The 25089-nt window shown below is 66.4% G+C and carries 30 protein-coding genes; 16 read left to right on the forward strand and 14 right to left on the reverse strand.

From position 1 onward, the window contains the following. The first annotated feature begins 17 nt into the window (after nucleotides 1–17). Nucleotides 18–293: a hypothetical protein gene (locus H4P35_RS13515; RefSeq protein WP_142055208.1), complete on the forward strand. Its 276-nt coding sequence runs from the start codon at nucleotides 18–20 to the stop codon at nucleotides 291–293. 4 nt (nucleotides 294–297) lie between these two features. Here the strand turns inward: H4P35_RS13515 and H4P35_RS13520 are convergent, their stop codons facing one another. The 8 genes from H4P35_RS13520 to H4P35_RS13555 form a co-directional block, all read right to left on the reverse strand. Then, nucleotides 298–1149 (reverse strand): symmetrical bis(5'-nucleosyl)-tetraphosphatase, encoded by an 852-nt coding sequence (locus tag H4P35_RS13520; RefSeq protein ID WP_226849408.1) that lies wholly within the window; start codon nucleotides 1147–1149, stop codon nucleotides 298–300. Nucleotides 1150–1377: 228 nt separating this feature from the next. Beyond that, nucleotides 1378–1617, reverse strand: a complete 240-nt coding sequence (locus H4P35_RS13525; RefSeq protein ID WP_056317950.1) for a hypothetical protein — start codon at nucleotides 1615–1617, stop codon at nucleotides 1378–1380. A gap of 33 nt (nucleotides 1618–1650) precedes the next feature. Continuing rightward, nucleotides 1651–2199, reverse strand: coding sequence for a cytochrome b (locus H4P35_RS13530; protein ID WP_226849409.1), 549 nt, complete (start codon nucleotides 2197–2199; stop codon nucleotides 1651–1653). A 45-nt stretch (nucleotides 2200–2244) separates the two neighbouring features. Continuing rightward, nucleotides 2245–4767 carry a DNA ligase D gene (gene ligD, locus H4P35_RS13535; protein WP_226849410.1) on the reverse strand — a complete coding sequence of 841 codons (2523 nt, stop codon included), beginning with the start codon at nucleotides 4765–4767 and terminating at the stop codon, nucleotides 2245–2247. 2 nt (nucleotides 4768–4769) lie between these two features. Then, the gene (locus H4P35_RS13540) at nucleotides 4770–5750 is read right to left on the reverse strand and encodes a Ku protein (protein ID WP_226849411.1); all 981 of its coding nucleotides are present in this window, start codon (nucleotides 5748–5750) and stop codon (nucleotides 4770–4772) included. 21 nt (nucleotides 5751–5771) lie between these two features. Next, nucleotides 5772–6047 carry a hypothetical protein gene (locus H4P35_RS13545; RefSeq protein WP_226849412.1) on the reverse strand — a complete coding sequence of 92 codons (276 nt, stop codon included), beginning with the start codon at nucleotides 6045–6047 and terminating at the stop codon, nucleotides 5772–5774. 57 nt (nucleotides 6048–6104) lie between these two features. Further along, entirely contained in the window at nucleotides 6105–6497 is a 393-nt protein-coding gene (locus H4P35_RS13550) for a PRC-barrel domain-containing protein (protein ID WP_226849413.1), read from the reverse strand. A gap of 18 nt (nucleotides 6498–6515) precedes the next feature. Then, entirely contained in the window at nucleotides 6516–6752 is a 237-nt protein-coding gene (locus H4P35_RS13555) for a hypothetical protein (RefSeq protein ID WP_156403379.1), read from the reverse strand. A gap of 233 nt (nucleotides 6753–6985) precedes the next feature. Here H4P35_RS13555 and ppk2 point away from each other — a divergent pair, with 233 nt between their 5' ends. Together ppk2 and H4P35_RS13565 are read left to right on the forward strand one after the other, a co-directional pair. Next, nucleotides 6986–7807, forward strand: a complete 822-nt coding sequence (gene ppk2 / locus H4P35_RS13560; protein WP_180098741.1) for a polyphosphate kinase 2 — start codon at nucleotides 6986–6988, stop codon at nucleotides 7805–7807. A gap of 63 nt (nucleotides 7808–7870) precedes the next feature. Then, nucleotides 7871–8125, forward strand: coding sequence for an RNA-binding protein (locus tag H4P35_RS13565; protein ID WP_226849414.1), 255 nt, complete (start codon nucleotides 7871–7873; stop codon nucleotides 8123–8125). A gap of 37 nt (nucleotides 8126–8162) precedes the next feature. On the opposite strand, the gene H4P35_RS13570 is transcribed toward H4P35_RS13565, so the two are convergent. The 5 genes from H4P35_RS13570 to H4P35_RS13590 form a co-directional block, all read right to left on the reverse strand. Continuing rightward, the gene (locus tag H4P35_RS13570; RefSeq protein ID WP_180098739.1) at nucleotides 8163–8360 is read right to left on the reverse strand and encodes a hypothetical protein; all 198 of its coding nucleotides are present in this window, start codon (nucleotides 8358–8360) and stop codon (nucleotides 8163–8165) included. 74 nt (nucleotides 8361–8434) lie between these two features. Continuing rightward, complete coding sequence (locus H4P35_RS13575; RefSeq protein ID WP_226849415.1) at nucleotides 8435–10495, reverse strand: TonB-dependent copper receptor; 2061 nt, start codon at nucleotides 10493–10495, stop codon at nucleotides 8435–8437. A 205-nt stretch (nucleotides 10496–10700) separates the two neighbouring features. Then, a complete protein-coding gene (locus tag H4P35_RS13580; RefSeq protein ID WP_226849416.1) occupies nucleotides 10701–11171 on the reverse strand; it encodes a DUF2946 family protein in 471 nt (156 codons plus the stop codon). Between the two features lie 88 nt (nucleotides 11172–11259). Continuing rightward, a complete protein-coding gene (locus H4P35_RS13585; RefSeq protein ID WP_226849417.1) occupies nucleotides 11260–12678 on the reverse strand; it encodes a PepSY domain-containing protein in 1419 nt (472 codons plus the stop codon). A gap of 73 nt (nucleotides 12679–12751) precedes the next feature. Beyond that, complete coding sequence (locus H4P35_RS13590) at nucleotides 12752–13213, reverse strand: DUF2946 family protein (protein ID WP_226849418.1); 462 nt, start codon at nucleotides 13211–13213, stop codon at nucleotides 12752–12754. A 209-nt stretch (nucleotides 13214–13422) separates the two neighbouring features. On the opposite strand from H4P35_RS13590, the gene H4P35_RS13595 reads away from it, so the two are divergent. From H4P35_RS13595 to H4P35_RS13630, 8 genes are read left to right on the forward strand one after another with little or no spacing between them, the layout of a single operon-like run. After that, complete coding sequence (locus H4P35_RS13595) at nucleotides 13423–14598, forward strand: PepSY domain-containing protein (protein WP_056317985.1); 1176 nt, start codon at nucleotides 13423–13425, stop codon at nucleotides 14596–14598. Next, nucleotides 14595–15131, forward strand: coding sequence for a thiamine pyrophosphate-binding protein (locus H4P35_RS13600; protein ID WP_226845843.1), 537 nt, complete (start codon nucleotides 14595–14597; stop codon nucleotides 15129–15131). Before H4P35_RS13595 ends, H4P35_RS13600 begins: the two co-directional genes overlap by 4 nt. Further along, on the forward strand, nucleotides 15128–15454 hold the full coding sequence (locus H4P35_RS13605; RefSeq protein ID WP_056317990.1) for a hypothetical protein: 327 nt from the start codon (nucleotides 15128–15130) through the stop codon (nucleotides 15452–15454). Before H4P35_RS13600 ends, H4P35_RS13605 begins: the two co-directional genes overlap by 4 nt. A gap of 18 nt (nucleotides 15455–15472) precedes the next feature. Beyond that, on the forward strand, nucleotides 15473–16081 hold the full coding sequence (locus H4P35_RS13610; protein WP_226845845.1) for a DUF6162 family protein: 609 nt from the start codon (nucleotides 15473–15475) through the stop codon (nucleotides 16079–16081). A 43-nt stretch (nucleotides 16082–16124) separates the two neighbouring features. Next, complete coding sequence (locus H4P35_RS13615) at nucleotides 16125–17078, forward strand: metal ABC transporter solute-binding protein, Zn/Mn family (protein WP_152384493.1); 954 nt, start codon at nucleotides 16125–16127, stop codon at nucleotides 17076–17078. Next, entirely contained in the window at nucleotides 17075–17845 is a 771-nt protein-coding gene (locus H4P35_RS13620; protein WP_226845847.1) for a metal ABC transporter ATP-binding protein, read from the forward strand. Before H4P35_RS13615 ends, H4P35_RS13620 begins: the two co-directional genes overlap by 4 nt. After that, entirely contained in the window at nucleotides 17842–18747 is a 906-nt protein-coding gene (locus H4P35_RS13625; protein ID WP_226845849.1) for a metal ABC transporter permease, read from the forward strand. Before H4P35_RS13620 ends, H4P35_RS13625 begins: the two co-directional genes overlap by 4 nt. Beyond that, entirely contained in the window at nucleotides 18744–19745 is a 1002-nt protein-coding gene (locus H4P35_RS13630; protein ID WP_226845851.1) for a metal ABC transporter solute-binding protein, Zn/Mn family, read from the forward strand. The genes H4P35_RS13625 and H4P35_RS13630 overlap by 4 nt, the downstream gene beginning before the upstream one ends. A gap of 37 nt (nucleotides 19746–19782) precedes the next feature. Here H4P35_RS13630 and H4P35_RS13635 read toward each other — a convergent pair whose 3' ends face one another. Continuing rightward, on the reverse strand, nucleotides 19783–20742 hold the full coding sequence (locus H4P35_RS13635; RefSeq protein WP_226845853.1) for a LysR substrate-binding domain-containing protein: 960 nt from the start codon (nucleotides 20740–20742) through the stop codon (nucleotides 19783–19785). 173 nt (nucleotides 20743–20915) lie between these two features. Between H4P35_RS13635 and H4P35_RS13640 the strand changes: the two genes are divergently transcribed. The 5 genes from H4P35_RS13640 (at nucleotide 20916) to H4P35_RS13660 (ending at nucleotide 25083) form a co-directional block, all read left to right on the forward strand. Beyond that, nucleotides 20916–21938 (forward strand): tripartite tricarboxylate transporter substrate binding protein, encoded by a 1023-nt coding sequence (locus tag H4P35_RS13640; RefSeq protein WP_226845855.1) that lies wholly within the window; start codon nucleotides 20916–20918, stop codon nucleotides 21936–21938. Nucleotides 21939–21944: 6 nt separating this feature from the next. Further along, nucleotides 21945–23468: a UxaA family hydrolase gene (locus H4P35_RS13645; protein WP_226845857.1), complete on the forward strand. Its 1524-nt coding sequence runs from the start codon at nucleotides 21945–21947 to the stop codon at nucleotides 23466–23468. 27 nt (nucleotides 23469–23495) lie between these two features. Then, nucleotides 23496–24302 carry a 4-hydroxy-2-oxoheptanedioate aldolase gene (hpaI, locus tag H4P35_RS13650; protein ID WP_226845859.1) on the forward strand — a complete coding sequence of 269 codons (807 nt, stop codon included), beginning with the start codon at nucleotides 23496–23498 and terminating at the stop codon, nucleotides 24300–24302. Nucleotides 24303–24463: 161 nt separating this feature from the next. After that, nucleotides 24464–24853 (forward strand): hypothetical protein, encoded by a 390-nt coding sequence (locus H4P35_RS13655; protein WP_056318013.1) that lies wholly within the window; start codon nucleotides 24464–24466, stop codon nucleotides 24851–24853. Between the two features lie 8 nt (nucleotides 24854–24861). Beyond that, a complete protein-coding gene (locus H4P35_RS13660; protein ID WP_056318016.1) occupies nucleotides 24862–25083 on the forward strand; it encodes a hypothetical protein in 222 nt (73 codons plus the stop codon). Nucleotides 25084–25089 lie beyond the last annotated feature (6 nt).

Consider the following 25089-nt stretch of genomic DNA (forward strand, 5'->3'; position numbering starts at 1 on the left):
TGATTGCGGAGGCTCCCATGAGCTCACCGGAACCCGTTCTCTCGCCGACGCCGGTCGGCAACACCTTGATTTCCTTGGGGCTTGCGCGCGCCGCCCAACCCGCCCACGTCGCGGATGGCCGACTCCCCTGCCCCACAGCCGCCAATGATGAAATTCCGCCCGAGGCGCAATCGGCGGGTCAGGCCGAAGCGCCGGCGCGCGTGCCGCTTAGCGCCTGGCTGTCGTTGGCGTTCTATGCCATTGGCACGGCGCTTCTGTTCAGTCTGGGCGTGGCCTACCGGCTGTTCGCGTGAACGTTCAAGCCGCCTGGGCAAGCGCTTCGCGCGGGGCCTGTACCAATTTGCGGTCGGAGAGCCGGTAGGCAGTCAGCGGCCCGCCCGTCACGCAGCCCGTGTCCAGGCACACGGCGTCCGTGCGCACGAGCAGCCCCAGCGTCGCCCAGTGGCCGAACACGATGGTGTTGCCGGCGTCCGCGCGCCGCGGCAGGTCGTACCACGGCAACGTTCCGCGAGGCCAGCGCCCTGGGGTGGACTTGGCGCCGGGCGCCAGGGCCGCATTGCAGGTGCAAAGCCGCATACGCGTGAATGCGCTGGCGATGAAGCGCAGGCGTTGCTGCGTGTCCAGGTTGGCGCTCCACGCCAGCGGCGCGGTGCCGGTTAGCGTGCGCATGTGGCGGCGCCAATCATCGTCGCGAAGCATGTCCTGGACCTCGCCGGCCAGCGCCACCGCTTGGGGCACGTCCCATCCGGGAAAGAGCCCGGCATGCACGAGCACATGCCTGTCCTGGACGTGAATAAGCGGTTGCGCGCGCAGCCAATCCAGCAATTCGTCCGCATCCGGCGCGTCGAACAGATCATTCAACGTGTCGCGGGGGTCGGGGCGCAGGCAACCTGCAGCCACGCCCAGAGCTCGCAGGTCGTGGTTACCCAGCACCACGGTCGCGCGGTCGCCCAGGGCCATGACCCGGCGCAAGACCTCGGCATTGGCAGGACCGCGGTTGATCAGGTCGCCCACGAACCAGAACCGGCAGGTTGGGTCCCCCGCGATGTCGGGGCTGGCCAGCAGCGCGTCCAGCGACGGGCAGCAGCCATGTACGTCGCCGATCGCCCAGACGGCGGGCAGCTCTCCGTGCGGTGCGTCATCCGCCAATGTGAAGTTCGCGTCAACGGTCGTGGGTGTGGTGATGGTGGGTCGGCTTGATGGTTGTCTTACCGGTCTGCGTCGCATGTGTTGTCCTTGCCGCTGGCCATTTCCTGGCACGAATGGAAGAATTTCGTGCCAGAACGGCCAGCAAGCCCCGTACCCATGCAAACGTTTACATTCGAGGCGGCCGGATGCCCATGCGAAGCGCCCCCGGGTTGGCGTACCCGGACGTGGCTATCCTTCCTTTTTGCGGCGCCCCCACACGGATTCCTGCCGATAGGCGTCCGCCTGGCACAGCGTGCGGTAAAACATGGCGCCCGCGCCAATGAAATTGCCCAGCTCCTTCTCCGACAGCTTGGGTGCGACGCCTTCCAGGTACCCGGCGTAGATGGAAAGCACCCGGTCCCATTCGTCCAACCGGGGCGCCGGCGCGGACACCGAGATCATCAGTGCCAAGAGCTCATCGCGCTGCATGATTGCCTCCTGTGCAGGCCGGCGCGCCGGCCGTCATTGCCCTCGGGTCATGCGCGTCAATACGCGCCGGCCGTCCCTGCCGCGGTGCAGGAAGGCCATCAGGACGTGGCCTGCCGCCGCCGCGATTAGCGTCCAGCCCAGCAGTCCGTGCCAGGCATTGGCCAACTCGACCAGCGCTTCGATTTCCTGGTCGCGGGGGCTGAAGACCGGGATGCCGAAAGCCGAATAGCCCCTGCCCCGGCCATATGCCCGCAACAGTCCCAGTGTGGGAATGGCGATCATCATGAGGTACAGGAGCAAGTGACCGAAACCCGCCATCAGGCCGCTGTTCGGGCGGCGTCCCAGGTTGGCGAGGGCCCACGCGCCGCGTACGACGACCAGGATCAGCAGCAACAGACCCAGCGACGTGTGCGACGCCCAGAAAAAGTCCTCGATGGGGGTGTCCGGAAAAAATTGCCGCGCCGCCGCGCTGGTGAACTGCCACACCAGCAGCACCGCCATGAGCCAATGCAGGACACGGCTGACGATTCCATACCCGTCCGGGCAGTCCATCACACTGGATTTGGCGACAGGCGGTGGCATAGGGCGACTCCTTGGGAGATCGGCACAGCACAAGGGAGATCCTGCTCATGGCTCGAACTCCATGGCGGACATGGCGGGCGCCAGGGACTGCGGCGCGTAATCGTCCCATGGGGTGTTGCCCGCGTCCAGCCGGGCGTGGATATCCTGGATCGTCCAGTGCGCCCCGCCCGTCAGCTTGTCCAGCTCTTCCCACTTGACGGGCACCGATACGCCCAGACCGGGACGCGCCCGCGCCGACCAGGCGCATACGGTGGTCGCGCCAAATCCATTGCGCAGGTAGTCCGCAAAAATCTTGCCGACCCGGTTCTTCGGTCCGCTCTTGGCCACAAACAGTTGCGGTAGCGTCCGCGCCAGATGCTGCACGATCACCTGCGAAAAGCGCTTCACCGTGTCCCAGTCGTACTGTTTGCGCAGCGGCACGACCACGTGCAGGCCCTTGCCGCCGCTGGTCTTGAGCCACGCTTTCAGCCCGATTTCTTCCAGCAGCACGCGCACGAGGTTCGCAGCCTGCTGTATCGCGGGCCACTGCACGCCCTCGCCCGGGTCCAGGTCGAACAGCATCCGATCCGGCTTGCCGATGGACGTCTTGACCGCGTTCCAGGTGTGAAATTCGACCACGTTCATCTGCACCGCGGACAGGATGGCCTCGGCCGTGGGCACTTCGAGCAGCGGTGGATGGTCCGGGTCGAGCTTGGCCGGCAGGGATTTCACGCCCGGCATTGCGGCTTCAAGGTGCTTTTGGAAGAAGAATTCGCCCTGGATGCCGGCCGGCGCGCGCAGAAACGACACCGGGCGCCCCTTCAGGTGCTCCAGCATCAGCGGCGCCACCAGCGCGTAATAGCGTGCCAGGTCCAGCTTGGTGAGCTTGGTGGACGGATCGATGACGCGATCCGGATTGGTGAGCTTGCCGCCCTTGGCGCGGCTGGCCTTGGTGGCGGGCGCGGCTTTGCCGGCCCGTCTGGTCGCGCCCGCATCGCCCTCGATGTCTTTGACTGGCACTGCCTTCTCCCTGGAAATGGCCCGTACCGGCTTGTCCTGCCGCAGTCCTCGAAAGACAGAATGACGGATGTGTCCGCCGCCCGTCCACTCGCCAAACGACACCTCTGCAATCAGTTCGGGCTTTACCCAACGTACGCCACCCGCGGCGGGCGCGTTCGCGACAGGCTTCTTGTCGGTCTCGATGGACGCCAGGCGCTTTTGCAGGGACACCAGGCTGGCGTCATCGAACCCCGTGCCCACCTTGCCGGCATAGCGCAGGCTGCCATCCTGCTCGGTCACGGCAAGCAGCAGCGCCCCCAGCCCAGCGCGGCTGCCCTTCGGCGCCGTGTAGCCGACGATGGCAAATTCCTGGCGACGGGCGCATTTGACCTTGACCCAGGTATTTGTGCGACGCGACACATAGGGCGAGGACAGGCGCTTGGCCATGATGCCTTCCAGCCCCATCTTGCAGGCTGTCGCCACCAGATCCGACGGCGCGGCCTCCAGGGCCTCGCTGAACCGCAGATGGTCGTCTTCGGTGGTGTCCATCAGTTGCTGCAGCAGCGCCCGGCGCACCGTCAGGGGTTCCTGGCGCAGGTCCCGCTGCCCGATGAAAGGAAGATCAAAGGCATAGAAGACGATATCTTGCGTGCGCTCGCCGTCGAAGGCGTTCTGCAGCGCCTGGAAATTCGGAATGCCCTCGCGGTCGAGCATCACGATTTCGCCGTCCACCCAGGCCCATTTGGCAGGCAACGCGCGAAACGCGTCGACCAGATGAGGCAGCTTGGCGCTCCAGTCGTGGCCGTTGCGGGTATAAAGACGCACGTCGTCGCCTTCGATCCGCACCACCAGCCGGTAGCCGTCGAATTTCATTTCGTACAGCCAGTCCGGCGCATGGTGGGGCACGCCGTCCACCAGCGTGGCGAGCTGAGGTTTCAGATGCGCCGGTAAATCGGCGGCCACGCCGGGCAAGGCGCGTTGGCCGTCGGTCGAAGGTTCAGGTTGGTTTTCGGACCGATCTGGGGATGGCGCTTTGGCCGCGCGCAGCGGGACCACGCTGTCGGGCATTTCGTCCACCACGCTGAACTCCCGCTCCGGCCGGGCGAACGCATCGCGATCCTTGATGAGCAACCAGGGCGGCTGCTTGTCGCTTTCCTTGCCCTTTAAGCGGATCAGCGCCCACCTGCCCTGCATCTTCACGCCCTGCAGGTCGAACTTCAGGTGACCGTCCCGATAGCCCTTGCGCGGGTCGCCCACCGGCATCCATTTGCCTTCGTCCCAGATGATGACCTTGCCCGCGCCGTACTGGCCTTCGGGAATCTGCCCCTCGAACTGGTTGTAAGCAATGGGATGGTCCTCGACCTGAACCGCCATGCGTTTGACGGCCGGGTCGTAGCAAGGCCCCTTGGGCACCGCCCAGCTCTTCATGGCGCCGTCCAGTTCCAGACGGAAGTCGTAATGCAGCCGGCTCGCCCAATGCTTCTGGATGACGAAGGCGCGCGCGTCCTCGTTCGCCTCGCCGCCGCCAGCCGGTTCCGAGGTAACTTGAAAGTTGCGCTTTTCGCGGTACTTCTTGAGCGAATCGGCCATGATCAAGCCGCCTTGCGCGCTTTGCTCGCCGTCTTGGCCGCTGTCTTACCGGACGCCTTGCCGGCGCTGCCCGTGGATTTGGCCGTTGTCTTCTTTGCAGCCGTCTTTTTGGCCGCAGATTTGGCCGCCTTTTTTGCGGCGCCATTGCCGGCCTTGCCCGCCGACGACGCGGCCTTGGACCCGCCCTTGCCGCCCTTCAGGCTGCGTTGCAGCAGCTCCGTCAGGTCGATGACGTTGTCGGCGTAAGTGGGCGACTCTTCCTGCGGCTCGATGACCGTCTCCGTCTTGCCGGCGCGCGCCTTCTTCTCCACCAGTCCCATCACCGCGGCCTTGAATTCGTCCTGGTACTGTTCGGGATCCCATTGGCCGGACATGTCCTCCACCAGCATCTTGGCCATCTTCAACTCGCTGGCGCTGGGCGTCATGTTCTTGGCGCCCGCCTTGGGAAGATCCAGCCCTTCGACCGACTTGACCTCATCGCCCCAACGCATCAGGTTCAGCACCAGCGCGTCGCCCGACGGGATCAGCGCGGCCAGGTGCTGTTTGGTCTGGATTACGACCTTGGCAATACCGATCTTGCCGGTCTTGGCCAGGGTGTCGCGCAGCAAGGCATACACCTTGTGCCCCTTGTTGATCGGCGCAACGTAATACGGCCGCTCCAGATAGACGAAGGACACGTCCGTGGCGTCCACGAACTGCTGGATCTCGATGGTCTGCGTGGTCCGGGGATACGCATCGGCGATTTCGTCGGGCGACACGATGACGTACTTGCCGTCCTCGTACTCGACTCCCTTCACGATGTTGTCCTTGTCGATTTCCTTGCCGGTCCGCTTGTTGATGCGCTTGTAGCCCACCGGGTCCATCGAGCGCTTGTCCAGCCAGTCGAAATCCACGCCCGACTCGGTGGTGGCCGTGTGCAGGCCCACGGGGATGTGAACCAGACCGAAGGAAATGGCCCCTTTCCATATGGTTCTTGCTGCCATGATGGTTCTCCTGCGCCGCAATCAGCCCAAGCGCTTGACGATCCGGGCGACGCGGGCAACGCCCCCGGTTCCGCTTGCCGCGCGACCGATCAGGGCGATGCCGGCTGCCGTGATCAGCGTGCGCCGCAGGATGGTGCGGCTGCGCATGCCCGACAGCATGAGCAGAACGCCCACGCCCAGCACGATCAGATGCTCGCCCGGAAAATCCTGCCGGCGGGCATCGATATCCTTGAGCTGCGCGACCAGTGACCGCGAGCGCGGCGCGGGGCGGGTGTCGGGGACGGGTTCAATCTGCATGGAGCCTCCTCGTTGCATGGATGGTCATGCGGTGCGGGGCGGCATGCCCCGCGCCGTCTACTTCGCGTACTTGAATTCGGGCAGCGCCTTGAGCGTATCTTTGGTGGCCGCCGGCAACTGGAACTGATCGCCCGCGACCTGCATCTGTGACAGCGGAACCGTCACCAGGTGGTTACCCACGCCCAGCAGGCCACCCACCGACAACACCGCATAAGGCGCCCAGTCGGGCGGCCCGAGGATCAGATCATCCAAGGTGCCGAGCTTTTCTTTCTTGCCGTTGTAGACCGTCGCCCCGATCATCTTCGAGGCGCGGTAGCCGGCGTCAACCTTGGCGACATCGACCCGGACTTCGGTCACGGACTGCGGCGCGCCCTGCGCCTGCGCGACGCAAGCGCCGCCCGCGGCGCCCAGGACGACGGCCAAACCCAACACAGTGGTCTTTACGGTCATGATCGGTTCTCCTTGGGGTCAGGACGAGCGCTGCGAGCCGGCGGGGTCGGGATTGGATTCGGACGCATCCGACGGCTCCATATCCTCATTGCGGATTTCGTTGCCCTGCGCGTTCTCGCTCGCGTCGGAAGGCTTGACCGGCTGGCCGCCGGGCTTGCCGTCAGAAGGCTTGACGGGCAGATCGTCGGGCGTCGACGTCGCTTCCACGGCGTTGTCCTGGGAAGATGCCTGCCCAACGGAATGTCTTGGTTCCATTTTCGTCACCTTGGAATGTGCGGCGGCCAGCGAAGCGTGGCCAAAGAGGCAAACAGCAAATGCCGTGCCCGGGCTGTGCCTGATTTCGCGTGCCTCCCATGAGGAGGTGCGTTGCGGCACCATAAAACCATTGGTAACGCGTTCCCAAATGGCATCGAATCGGCAATATATTCACTTCACGGGCGGCGCCGTGATGCGCCTTGATTCGTGGCTTAACTTTTCGGAGTGCGACGATGGCCGGCAAAAAAAAGCAGAAGGACACCCCCGAGGCGGCCGAAGAGGCCGGATTGTCCAAGAAGCAGTACGAAAAGGAATTGGCGCAATTGCACGCCGAACTGGTCAAGCTGCAGCAATGGGTGCAGGAGACCGGCGCCAAGGTGTGCATCGTGTTCGAAGGGCGTGACGGCGCAGGCAAAGGCGGCACGATCAAGGCCCTGACCGAGCGCGTCAGCCCCCGCGTTTTTCGCATCGTGGCCTTGCCCGCGCCCACCGAGCGCGAGAAGTCCCAGATGTACATGCAGCGTTATCTTCCCCACCTGCCCGCCGCGGGCGAAGTCGTGATTTTCGACCGCAGTTGGTACAACCGGGCGGGCGTGGAACGCGTCATGGGGTTCTGCTCCCAGGCGCAGGTCGACAACTTCCTGAAGGCCGTGCCGCTGGTGGAGCGCGTGATGATCGATTCCGGCATCTTGCTCTTCAAGTATTGGCTGGAAGTGAGCGAGGCGGAGCAGACGCGCCGGTTGCAGTCGCGCATCAACGACCCCCGCAAGACCTGGAAGCTGACCAAGATGGACCTGGATTCGTACAGCCGCTGGTACGACTATTCACGGGCGCGGGATGACATGTTCAAGGCCTCGGACACGGCCATCTCGCCTTGGTATGTGTGCGGATCCGATGACAAGAAGCGGGCGCGGCTCAATATCATCAGCCATCTACTGGAACACATTCCCTACAAGGTCGGCCCGAAGGAAAAGATTGCGCTACCCAAGCGGCAAAAGGCCAAGGGATACGAGCAGCCGGAGCATCCGTTCCGGTTCGTGCCCGAAAAGTTCTGACGCGCCACGTCCTGACGCGACACGTCCTGACGCGCGAAGCGCCCCTTCCCCGGAGGTTCAGCCATGGCAGCGCTGCTCATCAATCAGGTTGAGGAAACCACCACCGACGACGAGATTCGCACCTTCCTGACGAAGTACGGGTTTCCATCGCCGGATCACGTCAAACGCGTCCCCAGCGAAGGCGACCGGCCCGCAGTGCTGGTGACCTTTACAGGCGCGACGGAACCGGAGCTGCAAGCCTTGCTGCCCCGAATCCAACGGGTGTTCTGGAAAAACCATACCGTTTCGGCGCTGGTCATGCGGGCGCCGATCGAGTGACGGGCGCCCGAGGGCAGCGGCGCCCTGCCCCCGCGGCTCACCACGCCGTGCGTGGACGGTAAGTCTCTTTTACATATTTCGCCAGCTCGGCCTCGACCGTCGACATCATGACGGCGGGCGGACGTTCCGGGTGCAAAAGTTGTTGCGCGGCGGCCAGGGTGCGCAGCGCGCAGCGTTCGCCGTTGGTCATCGGCTGGGCGGTGGACAGGGTGGGCGTGTACTTGAAAGCTTCCATGATGCTTCTCCATAAGACAAGGAATGACCCTCAGCCCTCTTTCAGCAAGTAGCGTGCCCAACCCATTTCCGTTGTCAGTATCGGATACTGACCCGGGCCCAGACGCTGCGTCCGGGTTCGTTCACGGCTGTCCCCGCTGGATACCCGAAACCCGCGTTTCCGGCCAGGTTCAGGTGTTCGCTGTAGGTCTTGTCGAACAGGTTGTCCACGCCCAGGGACAGCCGGACCTGCGGGTTCACCACATACCCCGCGTTGACGGAGAAGACGCCAAAACCGGCGCTGGGGCCGAAATCCTTGCCGACGACATTGCCCTCGTTGAGCGCGTAGCGCTTTTGCGGCGCGACGATGCGCCACAAGGCGCCGGCCGACCAGGTGCCGTCGTCGTAAGCGGCGCTGAGCTTGGCTTCCAGCGGGGGGATCTGCGGTAGCGGCCTGCCGTCGCTGCGGTTCTGGCCCCAGGCGTAGGCCAGCGTCGCACCCAGTTTCCAGCGCGGCGACACGGCGTACGTGGCGCCGAACTCCCCGCCGAAGATGCGGGCATCCACGTTGGTCGCCTGTGAGGTGGCGCCCATCATCCCGCCGGACGTGTAGTTGAAAAGAATGAAGTCGTCCACGTAACCCGCGTACCCGGAGAACCAGGCATCGAGCGTCTCGGTCTTGTACTGCGCGCCGAAATCCAGTTGGGTGGTCTTTTCCGGCTTGACGCCCTGGAAGGCGTTGACCGAACCGGCGGGCCCGCGCTTGGGCGAGAACAATTCCCAGTAGTCGGGAAACCGCTCGACGTGGCCCAGGCCGATGTACACCGTGGCGGGCAGCGACGCCAGATCCCTTTCATAGCGCAGAAAGCCGCTGGGCAGCGTGTCGTCGCGGCGCTCGCCCGCCGTCGGATTGGGCATGGGCATCATCTGGCCGCCCGTGGTCTGGCGGAAATCCTTGGCCGATGCCCAATCCACGCGGGCTCCGCCAATCACGCGACTGTCCGGCGCGGCGCGCCAGGTCAGTTCGCCAAAAACACCCGTGTTGGAAAAATCTGCATCCTTGACCCACGGTTGGCTGCGGTACGACACCGTGCCCGTGCCGCTGCGGGCGCGGTGGCGGCTCTGCTGGAAGTCCATTCCTGCCTCCAGATTCACGTCCGGCGACAGGATCCAGGTGCTGGCGAAGCGCCCGCCCCAGGTGGCCCGGTCCACGTCCGACGCCATGGGCATCGCCATGGAACTTGAGGGGTCGGGCGCGCGCAGGGTGTAGTTGTCCATGACGTGGTCGGCGTAGTTGTAATAGAGCTGCGCCTGCACCTGGTTCAGCACTTCGCCGACGTTACGTTTTTCAAACCGCAGTCCAAAGCTTTCCCGCTTGAACTGCGAACCGTCCATGCCGCGGCCGGCATAGCGGGCCTCGCCATCGCTGGTGCCGGCGGTCAATTCATAGAGGGTGTCCGCGTCCGGCGTGAATCCCAGCGCCACATCCGCGTTCCATTTGTCCCAGCGCGACGGCACGGTGTTGCCGTCGCCGTCCTTATAGTCCTGCGAATGCGAGTGGTTGGCGGTGAATCGGGTGTAGACCTTCTCGTTGCCGGCGGTCAGGTCCGCGGTCTGGTCGTTGCGTCCAAACGAGCCGCCCGTCAGGCTGCCGTCAAAGCGCACGCCCGGCTCGGTGAACGGCGGCGTATCCCGATCGAAGCGGACGGTGCCGGCCGACGCGCCCGGCCCCCACAGCACGGTCTGCGGTCCCTTGATGACGGTGAGCTGGTCGAAGTTCTCGGGGGAAATGTAGGAACTGGGCGCGTCCATGCGCGAGGGGCAGGCGCCGGGCATGGCGGTGCCGTTTGTCAGGATGTTCAGGCGCGAACCGAACATGCCGCGCAGCACCGGATCGCCGTTGGTGCCGCCGTTGCGGATGGCCGAAAACCCCGGAATGGTCTTGAGATAGTCGGTGCCGTCGCTGGCCGGCAGCGGTTGGCGCGGCAGCTTGGGATCGGTCGTGAATGTCAGGGGCGCGCTGGGCGCAACGCCCGTGATGACGACGGCATCAAGCGTGGTCACGCCGTCGGGACTGGATTGTGCCCCGGCGGAGAACGTGGCGGCCATGGCGGCGGCCAGGCAGGTCATGCGTAGAAATTGCTGTTGCTTGCACATATCGGAATCGGGTCCAACGTGGAATGGGGAGGTCGTGGCTTGCCGTCTTGTGCGCCAAGGCCGCGCGCAGGCACGCACCGGCGCCTGACCCCACGGATCGGGGGCCAGGCCACGAGCGGACAGGCGGACAGGCGTCAGCGGTCGGCGCCGCGCCCGCTAGCGGTGGGCGGCGCGATGCAAGCCGGAAATGCAGGGAGGAAAGCCGTCAGGCGGCGGATGGCGGCGCACGCGGCTGCTGCGGCAGCCGCGCGAGCGCACTGGAGAAGTGAGGATCGTGGGTGGCGGTCGGCGAGTCAGGCTGGGCCAACGTGGGCAGCAGCCATGCAAGCAGCCACAATGTCGGCAGCGAGGCGCCGCCCAGCATGGCGCACCCCGCGACGCAGCAATGCGGCATGGCGCCGCTATGTTGCGCGGCGTCCGGGGTGGCGTATTGATGCGCGCCTGGGATGTCGCCTGGGATGGCGCCTGGTACGGCCCCTTCCTGGCCAATGGTCACCACGCGCGGCCCGCTGGCCGTGCAGATGATGGTGGTGGCGCCGAAGACTGGGGATCCCCCTGCCCCGCCGGCGCCGCCGGCTCCGGCGAGCGCCGCCGAGGCAATCAGCGCCTGAAAGACGAACAGGGCCGCTGCGAACAGCGAAACCCATCGTCTTGCAGCAGTGGCGCATCGGTACATCGGATCCCCTTGACGGCGCAGATGGTAGCGCGGATCCGGCCCCGAATCCGGCCCGCCTCCCGCGATCTGCACCGCCCGTTGACGCATATCAAGCGCGTTTGGCCACCATCCACCGCAACGCGTCGATCACGAGGAAGACGGCGAGGCTCACGCCCATGACCGGCAGGCACCAGCCCAGCGCGAGCGCGACAGCCGCCGTCGCGATGCGGCCCGGCCAGGACAGATCGCGCCACGCCTGCGTCAGCGTCTGCCCTGCCGGGGCGGCCGGCCGGCGCAGCCACCACATCCGGTAACCCAGGACGATCATCGCCGTCAGCGCGATGCCCATCGCGGCCATCAAGAGCTGATTGGGCCAGCCGAACAGGATGCCCATGTGCATGTCCACGCCCCACCGGATCAGCTTGGCGATGAGCGGAAAGGTGTCGAAGTCCGCGCGGCTTGTGATGGCGTAGGTCGACGGATCCACCGCAATGGTGTCGACTTGCGTGGGCCAGGAGCGGTCCACCTCGCGCACCATCCAGGCCTGGCCCTCACCGCGCGGCGGGCGGATTTCGAGCTGGCTGCTGTCGATGCCGCCCTGCCGGGCCGCCTGCAGCACGCGGTCAAAGCCGGAGGCCACGTTGTCCGGCGCCATCATCATGGCCGCGTGGTCATGCTGGCCGCCATGATGATGCGCGTGCTCGCCGCCCTCGGGCACGGCCGGCGAACCGGTGGCCGGCGAACCGACGGCCGGCAGTTTCAGCGACACCGCCGGTGTAATCCATCCCAATTGGGCCCGCAGTTGGTCCACGCGCGCGCCCGCCCAGTTCGACCAGGTCAGCCCCGTGGCCGAGAAGAACACCAGGCCGATCCCGATCCACAGCCCCAACAGCCCGTGCCAGCGCCGTGCGCGCAGGCGCGGACTGCGCGCTGCCGCCGCCTTGTCGCGGCTCCGGCGTGCAAACCACAGCACAAGGCCCCCAAGCGTGGCCACCCACAACCACGACGCCGCCAGCTCGCTGTAGTTGCGGCCCAGGTCGCCCAGCATCAGATTACGGTGCAGGTAGTCCAGTTTGGTCCGGAAAGGCAGCGTGCCGCTGGTCCCGTAGACGACCATGTCGCCCTTGATGGCCAGGGTGATGGGATCAACGAACAGCGCACGGGATTCCGAGTCGCCCATGCCGGGCTGCGTGAACATGACGCGCGTGGTCTCGCCCGGTCCGGGTGCGGGCCTGACGGCAAACAAGCGCGGACCCGGGCCGATGCGCGCCCGTGCCGCCTCGACCTGCGCGGCCAAGGGCTGCGCGGTGCCGATGGAGTCCGTACGCAATTGGTCGGCGTAGATGACGCTTTCCAGTTGCGGCGTCAGGACGAACAGGGTGCCGGTCACTGCGGCCACCAGGATGAAGGGGCCGACGAACAGGCCTATATAGAAATGCAGCCGGGTGAGCAGCGCGAGAAACGCGCTGCCGCTCGCGGTCCGCGGCCGCGCGGACGCGGCGGGGCTAACCAGAGTTTCAGTGGTCATAAGGGTCTCGACAACAACGGACGCCGCCCGCAAGGGGCGGCCAGCGTGCGCGCAAGGCGCACGGCGGGCAATGTCATCCGGTGATTCGAGGCGGCGCGCGCTGGCCGAGCGGCGGGCCGGCGGCCGGCATGGGGGGCCGCGGACTGTCGGCTTGCGGCGCGGGCTGCACCCGCCAGCCGAGCAGCATGGGGATCAGCGCCAAGGCTGGCGGCGACAGCAGTGCCGGGTGCGCGCTCAGCCCAAACGGACATTCCTGACCGGCGCCGACGTGCCCGGAGGAATCCGGGTGCCCGTGATGGCCATGCGAGTCGCCGGCATGCGCGTGCGGGTCGGCCAGACCCGGCATGCCGGGAAAAACGCCTCCCCCCGCCGCGCAGAAGCCCAGCGCGAAACGGCCCTGCTTGAGCGCCTGCACATCCGGCATGTACCCGGTGGGCACCAGCGCCCGCGCGGCCAGCAACACCAGCAGAAGCAGCCGCGCAAGGGCGACGGCAGCGGCTGGGCGCAAGGACGGCGAGGACGGACAGGCGTGCATGCGGGGGTTCCGGGCGGCGGCCGATTTCGGCGCCAAGGGGGGCATTTTAAACACCGGTGCGTCATTACGCCGCGAGCGCGGCTGAGGGTGCAGGACGGATCCAAAGCCAGTCGATAAGACAATTGAGAACGATTCTTGCTAGAATTCCACCTTACGCCGCCCTTAAATGGGACCAGATCCACTTCTCACGTTCTTCGGACAGTTCTCGAATGGCCAAGCCATCGCGCTCCAAATTATGGTTTCTCGTCCACAGTTGGCTGGCCCTGCCGATCTGGATTTTTCTTTTCTTCATCTGTGCGACCGGAACCATCGCCGTCATCAGCCAGGAAATCGTCTGGCTCATCAATCCCGCCGTTCGCGCCCAGGCGCCCGATGCCGATACCCCGCGCATGGGCTACCAGGATTTGATGGACGCCATCGCCAAGCAGGAGCCCGACGCTTCCGTGCAGCGGCTGTCCTGGCCCGAGGAATCCCAATTCGCCCTGACGGCCTCGGTCGGATATCCGGGCGCGCGATTCACCTCCATTTACGTCAACCCCTATACCGGTGATGTTCAAGGCCCTGCCCTGAACTTTGACCTGCGCCAGTTCATGCGCGCGTTGCACGGCTGGCTGTTGATTCCGTTCACGAATGGCTATAGCTGGGGCTGGTACCTGGTGTCGCTGCTGTCCGTGCCGATGCTGCTCTCGCTCATCACGGGTCTCGTCGTCTACAAACGGTTCTGGCGCGCGTATTTCCAGAAGCCGCGCCTGCGCGTCGGCCAGGGCGCCCGCATTTTCTGGGGCGACTTCCACCGCTTGTCGGGGTTGTGGTCCGTCTGGTTCATCCTGCTGATCTCGGTCAGCGCGATCTGGTTCCTGGTCCAGGCCGTGCTGTTCGATACGGCCACCACGATCTCCACGCAGGGCGTCCCCGCCGTCGTGGCGCGCGACCAGGTGCCGACCGTCGCGCCCGGCGACACCGTCAAACGCCTGCCGCTCGACCAGATCGTCGGTATTGCCGAGCGCGAGCTGCCCGGCCTGGAGACGCAGCAGGTGTTTTTCCCCGGCAACGCCTATGACCCGATCACCATCTCGGGCCGCGGCGCCTATCCGCTGATGTACCAATACGCCAAGATCAATCCGTACAACGGCGCCGTCGAGGAAGTGCGCCGCCTGTCCGATCGCAGCGGCCTGGAATTCTTCACCGAATCCATGCGGCCGCTGCACACCGGCGACTTCGGCGGATTCTGGCTGAAGCTGGTGTGGTTCCTGTTTGGCCTGCTGCTGACGATGATGTCGCTGAGCGGCCTGCTGATCTGGACCAAGCGCACCGCGCAAGCCACCGCCAAGGCGCTGCGCCCTGCCCGCGCAGCCCGCACCGACGCCCGTGAGGTGACCGAATGAGCAAGACCGCCACCCTCGCCGCCGCGCCCAAGCCCAGCCTCTGGCGCCGCTGGCGCTTCCACCTGAGCGCGCTGCTGCTCATCCTGCCGATCATCTACGTTCCGAAATATTTCGATAACCTGGCGTTGTCGCGGGGGGCAATGGGCCTGGGCCAGCGCCCCGCCGGCGACCTGCAGGTCGGCCCATGGAAGCTGCAGCTTGCCGAATGGCAGGTCGAACCGCCCAAGTCTGATCCGGCCGGCATGGTCAAGACCTTCACCATGGCCCAATGCGAAAGCTGCAAGGACCAGATCCGTGCGGTCTACGTGCGCGTGGGCAAGCCGCGCAGCCTGCGCGCCGCGGGCTCGATCTTCTTTGGCAGCCCGCACCGGGCCTTTGCCACGGTGCCGATTCCTCCGCGCACCACCCCGGACGCCGATCTCTGGATCACGGCGGAGGGCTGGGACGGCTCGGTGCACCAGGCGGCGTGGCCCATCGCCACCGCCTCCCCCGCCACCGTCGAGTGGCTGAAGAAACAAGGAGCATCCCGATGAACGCAGTTTTCGCGAACCGCTTTCGCGCCGCCCTGCTTGGCGCACTGTTGACCGCCAGCGCTTCGGCCCTGGCGCACAATCCGATGGCCGAATGCAAGGCCGAGGGCAAGGAACAGATCCAGTGCACCGGCGGATTCTCCGACGGCAGCGGCGCGGCCGGCGTCACCATGGACGTCATCTCCTACGACGAACAGATCCTCGTGCCGGGCAAGCTGGACGCGGATTCCAAGATGTCGTTCAAGCGGCCGAACGGCGAGTTCTACGTCCTGTTTGACGCGGGTCCCGGCCACGTGGTCGAGATCGACCACGTCGACATCCAGTAAGCCCCGGCCAACCGCAGCATGCACACACAAGTCATCCGCCCCGCGGGCGCAGGCCACGAAACCCTAGCGGTGCTGGGCGCCTGCGTGGTCATCGTCGCGGCCGCCGCAGGGTATATCGGCCTGCGCGAAGCGCCGCCCGAAAGCGCGCCGCTCGCCGCCACCCAGATCGACGCACGACGCGACCTGACGCCCGCCGAACAGGGCATCTACGCCGACCTGCGCGTCGCCTACGAGGAAATCGGATTTGCCCTGCAAGCCGGCGAGCCGCTGCCCTCTGTCGCCGATCTGGCTGCGCAGGGACTGCCGCCTTTCGTCACCGACAACAGCACCGCCGCGCGCGGCGGCCACGTGTGGCGCTTGGAGCGTCAGGCGGGCAAAGCCCTGTATGTGGGGCAGACGGCGGATGCCAAGCTGGCCGGATCGTTCCTGATGCGCGCCGAAGACGGCCACGCCAAGGACGGCCATGGCCATGACGGCAGTGCGCCCGCCCAGGCCGATGTCTGGCTGGCCCGGAATGCGGCAACGCGCGTCCCGGGAAGCGCCGACGATGCCGCGTTGGCGGCGGCGGGCTGGCTGCAGGTCGCCGCCCAGTTCGATGCCGGCGTTACCCGCCAGAACAAGCCCTGACTGGGCCCTTCCCCTTCGCCTTCCGACACGAGCCTACGGATTTATGTCTGCCTTTTCGTCTTTCTCCCAGATCCTGCGCCGCTGCGCCGCGCCGCTCGCCGCGCTGGCGCTGCTGGCCGGCGCGTTCACCGCGCCCGCCCACGCCGAAGACGCCAAGCGTCTGAAGATCGGCGTGACGCTGCATCCTTATTACAGCTACGTCGCCAACATCGTGGGAGACAAGGCCGAGGTCGTGCCGCTGATTCCGGTGGGTTTCAATCCGCATGCCTACGAACCACGCGCCGAGGACATCAAGCGCATCGGCACGTTGGACGTGGTCGTGCTCAACGGGATCGGCCACGACGACTTCGCGGACCGCATGATCGCCGCCAGCGAAAAGCCCAAGATCCCGGTGATCGAGGCAAATGCGCAGGTGCCGCTGCTGGCCGCGGTCGGCATGGCCGCGCGCGGGGGCGGCGATTCGGGCAAGGTCGTCAATCCGCACACCTTCCTATCGATTACCGCCTCGATCGCGCAGATCAACACCATCGCCCGCGAACTGGGCCGTATCGATCCCGCAAACGCCCAGGCCTACACCGCCAACGCGCGCGCCTATGGCCAGCGCCTGCGCAAGCTGCGCGCCGATGCGCTGGGCAAGTTGGCTTCCGCGCCCAACGCCGACCTGCGCGTGGCCACCATCCACGGCGCGTACGACTACCTGCTGCGCGAATTCGGCCTGGAAGTCACGGCCGTCGTGGAGCCGGCGCACGGCATCGAGCCCAGCCCGGCCCAGCTCAAGGGCACCATCGAGCAATTGCGCGCGGCCGACGTCAAGGTGATCTTTTCGGAACTGAACTTCCCGTCCGCGTACGTCGAAACGATCCAGCGTGAAACCGGCGTGAAGCTGTACGCGCTGTCGCACATCTCGTACGGCGAATACAGCGCCGAGCAGTTCGAGAAGGAAATGACGCAAAACCTGGCCACCGTCGTGCGCGCCATCGAAGAGGCCGGCGCGTGACCGGCCCGGTGACCCCGCACCCGGCGGGCGCGCCCGGCCCCACGCTGACCTTCGAGCAGATCTCGCTGACGCTGGGCCGCACCGAGATCCTCAGCGATGTCGCCTTCAGCGTGACGGCGGGCAGCGTGCACGCGCTGGTGGGCCCCAACGGCGGCGGCAAGAGTTCCCTGGTCAAGACGCTGCTGGGCCAGATGCCGCATCGCGGCAAGCTCAGCGTGACGTGGCCCGGCGATCGGCCGGGCGTCATCGGCTACATCCCGCAGGCGCTGGAGTTCGATCGCGGCCTGCCCATGACCGTCAACGATTTCATGGCCGCGATGTGCCAGCGCAAGCCGGCATTCCTGGGCTTGTCGCGCGCAAAGTCGGCAGAGATTTCCGCCGCGCTGGAACGCGTGGGCATGCAGGACAAGCACAACCGCCGCATGGGCGCGCTGTCGGGCGGCGAGCGCCAGCGCGTGCTGCTGGCCCAGGGCCTGGTGCCCAGCCCATCGATGGTGGTCCTGGACGAGCCCATGTCGGCGCTGGACGAAGCCGGCGTGCGCGTGTTCGAACAATTGCTGGACAACTGGCGCGCGCAGCGCGTGACCGTGCTCTGGATCGAGCATGACCTGGAGGCCGTCGGCCGCCTGGCCGACCGCGTCACCGGGCTGAACCGCCAGGTGCTTTGCGACGGTCCTCCTAAGCAAGTGCTGACGCCCGACCGGCTGCTGACGCTCTTTTCCACCCGCCCGCGCGTGGGCGGCCAGCCGCAGGAGCACGCCGCATGAACGCCTTTTTCGATAACCTGCGCCAACTCATCCAACGCGCGGCGGAATCCGGCGCGCTGCCCGACTCGCTGGCCTATGGCTTCGTCATCAACGCCCTGCTCGCCGGCCTGATCATCGGGCCGGTGTTGGGCGGCCTGGGCACGCTGGTCGTGGTCAAGCGCTTTGCGTTCTTCTCGGAAGCGGTGGGCCATGCCGCGCTGACCGGCGTGGCGATCGGCATTCTGCTGGGCGAGCCCTACACCGGCCCGTATGGCAGCCTGTTCAGTTATTGCCTCATCTTCGGCATCCTGCTCAATTTTCTGAGCAACCGCACGCGTCTCACGCCGGACACCTTGATCGGCGTGTTCCTGTCGGTGTCGCTGGCGCTGGGTGCAAGCCTGCTGCTGGTGCTGGCCGGGCGCATCAACATCCACATCCTGGAGAACGTGCTGTTCGGCTCGGTGCTCACCGTCAACAGCAACGACCTGTCGGTGCTGACGTGCGTGGCGGTGCTGGCGTTGGCGCTGGCGCTGCCCAACTACAACCGGCTGATGCTGGCCAGCTTCAATCCGCAGCTTGCCGCCGTGCGCGGTGTACCCGTCAAGGCGATGGACTACCTGTTCGTGATCCTGGTGACGCTGGTCACCGTGGCTTCGGTCAAGGTGATCGGCGCCATCCTGGTCGGCGCGCTGCTGGTGATTCCGGCCGCCGCGGCGCGGATGCTGGCGCAATCGCTCAAGGGGTTTTTCACGATGTCGGTGCTGTTTGCGACGTTCGCCACGCTCGCCGGCATCATGTTGCCCATCGAACTGGAACTGCCGGTGCCCTCCGGCGCGGCCATCATTCTGGTCGCGGGAATCTTGTTTGCGATCGCGGCCCTGGCGCGCAGCCTGGTCCCCGGTCTGAAAGGAAACGCAGCATGAGTCTGAAGTCAGGTTATGTCACCTTGCGCCGCGCCGCCCTGGCGGTGGCGATGGCATCCGCCCTGGGCGCCGCCGTCACGGCGCATGCCCAGGAAGCCGCCAAGTCCGGCCGCGCAGCCCGGGCCGCGCAACCCGAAACCGCCAGCACCGCGCCTGCTGCAGTCACCGTGCTGGCGGCCCACCCGGTCGTATTCGCCCTGACCGACAGTCTGGCCAAGGACAGCAGCATCCGCGTCGAACGTGCGGCGCCCGCCAACCTGCCGGCCACGCGGCTGACGTCCTACTTCAGCGGCCGCGGCGGCGCGGCGCTGAAAAAGGCCGCCGCCTCCGCCGACGCGGCCGTGGGCCTGCGTTCCATCTGGCCAGACGATCCGCTCTACGCCAACGCGCGCCGCACCAACATCCGCATCGTCGAGATCGATGCGGCGCGTCCGCTCGACGGCGCGCTGAACGGCATCGCGCTGCAAAGCGACACGCGCCCCGGCGGCCAGTTCGCCGCCTATCCGTGGCTCAGCATCGTCAACCTGGGCCGCATGGCCGACATCGTGGCCGCCGACCTGGGCCGCCTGTCCCCGTCCGACGAAAAGCGCATCGGCGACAACCTGGCGCACATCAAGCGCACGCTGGTCGAACTGAATGCAAAAAGCCAGGCGGGGCTGGCGCAGGCCGAGAACGTCGCGGTCGTCAGCCTGTCCGAACGCCTGCCCTACCTGATTGCGGAATTCAATCTGGATCTGGTCGACACGATGGCACGTGACGACAAGGACTGGACGCCCGACGCGCTGGCTGCGCTGACCGCCACGCTGAAGGACAACGGCGTGGCCGCCGCGCTGTTGCACCGCGAGCCGACCCCAGCACTTTCGCAGGCCATTGAAGCCGGCGGCGCCAAGGCCGTCGTGCTGGCCACTGATGGCGCCGACCCGGTCGCGGACCTGCAGGTCAACGCGCAGCGCCTGCTGCAAGCGCTGGCGCCCGCCGCTGCCACGGCGGCCAAGTAAATCGCCACCAGCAGTGCCATCACGAACGCGCGCCGGCTTATCCGGCGCCGTCTGCCGCTTCGGCCGACAGCGCCGTTGCAGCCTCCTTCAAGCAATCGATCAGTTGCGCGCTGGTGGCCGGCAGGCCGGCTTCGCGCATCGTAATGATGCCGACGGGCGGCAGCGGCAACGCGAGCGGCACCGCAAGAATCCGGCAAAGCCCCTGGTCTTGGAAGCTTCTCGCCGCCGAGCGGGCTAGAAACCCCACGCCGTGGCGTTCGCGGATGAAAGTCAACGTCGCCAGGTAGGACGACGTTTCCATCAGATCGGACGACGGTTCCAGCCCGTGCTGGTGGAACTGCTGCTCCAGCTTGACGCGCAATGACGCCCACGGCGGCGGCATGACGCACGGCAACGCCGCCAGATCTTCCCACCCGGGATGCGCCAGTCCCGCGACCTTGCTGCCCGGCGCGGCCACCACCACCATCGGCTCCTCGAACAACGCTTCGGTCTGCAGATCCGGCGCGGCATAGCCCGGCTCCAACCTGCCCACGAAAAGGTCCAGTTCGCCCAGCCGAAGCTTGGGCAGCAGGTGCGTCAGGTCGCCCTCTTCGATCAGCACGGTCGCGCGCGCCGACCGCGCCTTCAAGGCGTGCACCGCCCGCGCCAGCAGCACCGGCAGCGCGACGGCCATCGCGCCGACTCGCGTCTTGCCCGCCGCGCCGCTTGCGGCGGCGTCGATCTCGTCGCGGGTGCGCGCGTATTGCGCCAGCACGCCGCGCGCAAAGCGCACTACCGAGGCGCCGGCCTCCGTGGGTTCCGTGCCGCGCACGGACCGCGCAAACAGCGCCAGGCCCAGCATCGATTCGACCTCCGACAGCATGCGCGACACCGCCGGCTGGCTGACGGCCATGAATTCGGCCGTGCGTCCCAAATGCCGGAATTCATCCAGCGCCACGACCAGTTGGAGGTGACGCAGCTTCAGGTTTGAGCGGAAAACGCGATCCAGGTGCGCCATCGAGGACTCCGATACCAGGGCGCCGATACATATCACCGGCGTTATCTAACGATGCGCCAATTCTATTGGATAGTTATGGTTAAGCTCACGAGAATAGGTCCGGGCCCCACGTAGCCTTGCCGGGGCCCAAATATAAAAGCGAGACCCATAAGAACGACATCCGGAGACAAAACATGAGGCACATCCCTACCCCCGATCTGGACAGGCGCAGGTTCCTGGCCGGCGCCGCCTGTCTGGGCGCGGCCGCCGGCGCTGGCGCGGTCGGCCTGCTGGCGCCCGCCACGGCCCGCGCCGCCGACTATCCCCAGCGTCCCATCACCTTCATCTGCCCCTGGCCCGTGGGCGGCACGGCGGACCAATCCATGCGCGCGCTTTGCCAGGTGGCCTCGGGGGTGCTGGGCCAGTCCATCGTGGTCGAGAACCGCGCCGGCGCGTCAGGAATGATCGGCACGAAGTCGCTGTCGCAGGCGCAACCGGACGGCTACACCATCGGTCAGATTCCCATCTCGGTCGCGCGCTTTTCGCAGCTTGGCCTGTTGCAGCTGGACCCGCGCAGCGAGCTGACCTACCTGGCGCGCACGTCGGGCCAGACGTTCGGCATTGCCGTGCTGGCCAACTCGCCATTCAAGACGCTCAAGGAAGTCGTGGCGTATGCCAAGGCCAACCCGGGCAAATTGACATACGGGCACGCCGGCATCGGCGGCGCGACGCACGTGGGCATGGAAGAGTTCGCCATGGCGGCCGGCGTGCGGTTCAACGCCATCGCGTACAAGGGCGGCGCGGCCGCGCTGCAGGATGTGCTGGGCGGCCAGGTCGATCTCCTGGCCGATTCCAGCTCGTGGGCGCCGCATGTCGAGGCAGGCAAACTGCGCCTGCTGGCGACCTGGGGCGAATCGCGCGCCTCGCGCTTCAAGGACGCGCCAACCTTGAAGGAATTGGGTTACGACGTCGTGGTCGAGGCGCCCAACGGCATCGGCGCGCCCAAGGGCCTGGACCCCGCCGTCGAGCGCAAGCTGCGCGATGCGTTCCGCACCGCCGTCAAGAGCGACGCCTTCAAGCAGGTTGCCGACCGCATCGACGCGCCGGTGATGTACCTGGACGGTCCGGATTACCAGGCGTATGTCGCCTCGGTCTATCAGCAGGAGACCGCATTGATCGCACGGCTGAAATTGAAAGAAATGCTGCAGAAAGGCTGATTCACGGTGAACTCCAACCCCTTGATCCGGCTTCACCCCAACGACAATGTCCTTGTCGCGCGGGAAGCCCTGGCCCTGGGCATGGTCGTGCCCGACCTGGGCCTGCGTGTGCGCGCGCAGGTGCCGGGCGGACACAAGATTGCCGCCTGCCGCATTGCCGCGGGCACACCGGTGCGCAAGTACGACGCCGTCATCGGCGTGGCTGCCCGCGATATCGAGGCGGGCGACCACGTGCACGCCCACAACCTTGCGTTGGCCGACTTCGAGCGGGACCCGGCGTTCTGCCGCGACGTTCGCCCCGTCGCGATGGTGCCCGAGGCGCGACGCGCCACGTTTCAGGGCTATGTGCGCGCTGACGGCCGGGTGGGCACGCGCAATTTCGTGGGCATCATCGCGTCGGTGAACTGTTCCGCCACGGTCATCCACCACATTGCGCAGCATTTCACGCCCGAGCGGCTTGCCGCCTATCCCAACGTGGATGGCGTGGCCGCGTTTGCACAGACCAGCGGTTGCGGGATGTCCTCGCCCAGCGAGCATTTCGACGTCCTGCGGCGCACGCTGGCCGGCTACGCCCGGCATCCGAACCTGGCGGGTGTGCTGATCGTGGGTCTCGGATGCGAGCGCAATCAGGTGTCCGCCTTGATCGACTCGCAGAACCTGGCCGGCGATCCGCGGGTACGCACCCTGGTGATGCAGGACACGGGCGGCACGCGCGCCACCATCGACGCGGGCATCCGCGCCGTGGAGGAAATGCTGCCGCACGCGAACGCCGCGCGCCGCAGCAGCGTGCCGGCCAGCCACCTGAAGATCGGCCTGGAATGCGGCGGGTCCGACGGTTATTCGGCGATCACGGCCAATCCGGCGCTGGGCGCGGCCATGGACATTCTGGTGCGTCACGGCGGCACGGCGATCCTGTCGGAAACCCCCGAAATCCACGGCGTGGAATACCTGCTGACGCGCCGCGCCGTCACGCCGGAAGTAGGACAGAAGCTGCTGGACCGGCTGGCCTGGTGGGAAACCTACACGGCCGGGCACAACGCGCAGTTCAATGGCGTCGTTGGCCACGGCAACCAGCAAGGCGGCCTCGCCAACATCTTCGAAAAATCGCTGGGTTCCGCCATGAAGGGCGGCACGACGCCGCTGCAAGCCGTGTACGAATACGCCGAACCCATCGACCGCGCGGGCCTGGTGTTCATGGATTCGCCCGGCTACGACCCGGTCGCGGTCACCGGCCAGATCGCCAGCGGGGCCAACCTGATCTGCTTCACGACGGGGCGCGGGTCGATGTTCGGTTCCAAGCCGGCGCCCACCCTCAAGCTTGCCAGCAACAGCAGCATGTACGCCCGGCTTGAACAGGACATGGACATCAACTGCGGCGCGGTGCTGGACGGCGAGGTGGACATCGCGCAGATGGGCCAGCGCATCTTCGACCACATCCTGCGTGCGGCCTCGGGCGCACCCACCAAGAGCGAAGCCCTGGGCCTGGGCAACCACGAATTCGTGCCCTGGCACCTGGGCATCGTCAGCTGATCCGCCCCCTTTCTGGAGTCTTTCCGCATGCCCGCACACAACCCCTTCAAGGCCGCCCTCGCGGCGCGCCAGGCCCAGGTCGGGCTATGGCTCTCCATGGCCGATCCCTATCTGGCCGAGGTCTCCGCCACCGCCGGCTTTGACTGGCTGCTGATCGATGGCGAGCACGCCCCGAACGACTTGCGCGGAACACTTGCGGCGTTGCAGACCGTGGCGCCCTACCGTTCGCATCCCGTGGTGCGCGTGGTGGCGGCTGACACGGCCCTCATCAAGCAGATGCTGGACATTGGCGCGAAAACCCTGCTGGTGCCGATGGTGGACACGGCCGACCAGGCGCGCGCCTTGGTCGCCGCCACGCGCTATCCGCCGCACGGCATCCGCGGGGTCGGCAGTGCCGTGGGACGCGCGTCGCGCTGGAGCGCCCGCGAGGACTACCTGGAAGTCGCCGACGATGAAGTCTGCCTGCTCGTGCAGGCAGAAACCGTTCAAGCGCTGTCGAACCTGGAGGCAATCTGCGAGGTGCCGGGCGTGGATGGGGTCTTCATCGGGCCGGCGGATCTGGCTGCGTCGATGGGTTATCGCGGCCGCCCCGGCCACCCCGATGTACAGGCCGCGATCGAACGCGCCATGCAGGTCATCATCGCGCGCGGCAAAGCCGCCGGCACCTTGACCTCGGACCCCGCCCTGGCGCGCCGCTACCTGGAACTGGGCTGCACGTTCGTGGCGGTTGGCGTGGATGTCCTGCTCTATGCCAACAGCGCCCGCCGGCTGGCGGCCAGCTTTGACCGTGGTACGCCCAGCGCTGCCGCCGCAGCGCCATCGGCCGCGTACTGAAGACGCAAATCGGTACGATCCACCCGCCAATCTGATCTTGCGTGCCCACGCATTCAGGCATAAATTGATCGGTACGCTTTTCGATCGGCCATCACGGTTCGTCCGCCCGAATCGCGCGCGAAGGTTGTTTTCTATCTTTTGTTCCCCAAAGGAGCGATGCGATGCGAGTAAAACACCTGCTTGGCCCAGCGACCGTAGCCCTCTCGATGCTGTTCGGGTCGGCTGTCACGGCCGCACCCGCGGAGCCTGCCCCGATCGTCACGGGCAAGCACTGGACCGAATCCGACGCCAATCTCAAGAAGGCCTATCTGCTGGGCATGGCCAACGTCCTTGAGGTCGAAAGGGCCTATCAGCAACGCCGTGCCGTGCCGGATACCCAGACCCTGGTGCCCAAGTTCTCCATGGGTCTTCAGAACCAGACGCTGGACTCCGTGCGCGATACCGTCGACCGCTGGTATGCCGCCAATCCGAGCCGATTGGATCGCCCTGTCGTGGAGACGATCTGGTTCGAGATCGTCATGCCCGCCACGAAGACGAAACGCACCCCCTAGGAGCCGCCATGAAGACGATCCGCACGATAGGTCTGGCCATTGCGATGGCATCGCTGGCCGCATGCACCAATATGACCAAGGAACAGCAAGGCACCGTCACGGGCGGCTTGATGGGCGCCGCGGCGGGCGCCGGCATTGCCGCCATCGCGGGCGGCAGTGCCTGGACTGGCGCCGCCATCGGCGGCGCGGCTGGCGGCATCGCGGGCAATATCCGCGGCGCGAACCAGTAATCCAAG

It is taken from the genome of Achromobacter sp. 77, assembly GCF_020541125.1.
GTDB classification, from domain to species: Bacteria; Pseudomonadota; Gammaproteobacteria; order Burkholderiales; family Burkholderiaceae_B; genus Achromobacter; species Achromobacter mucicolens.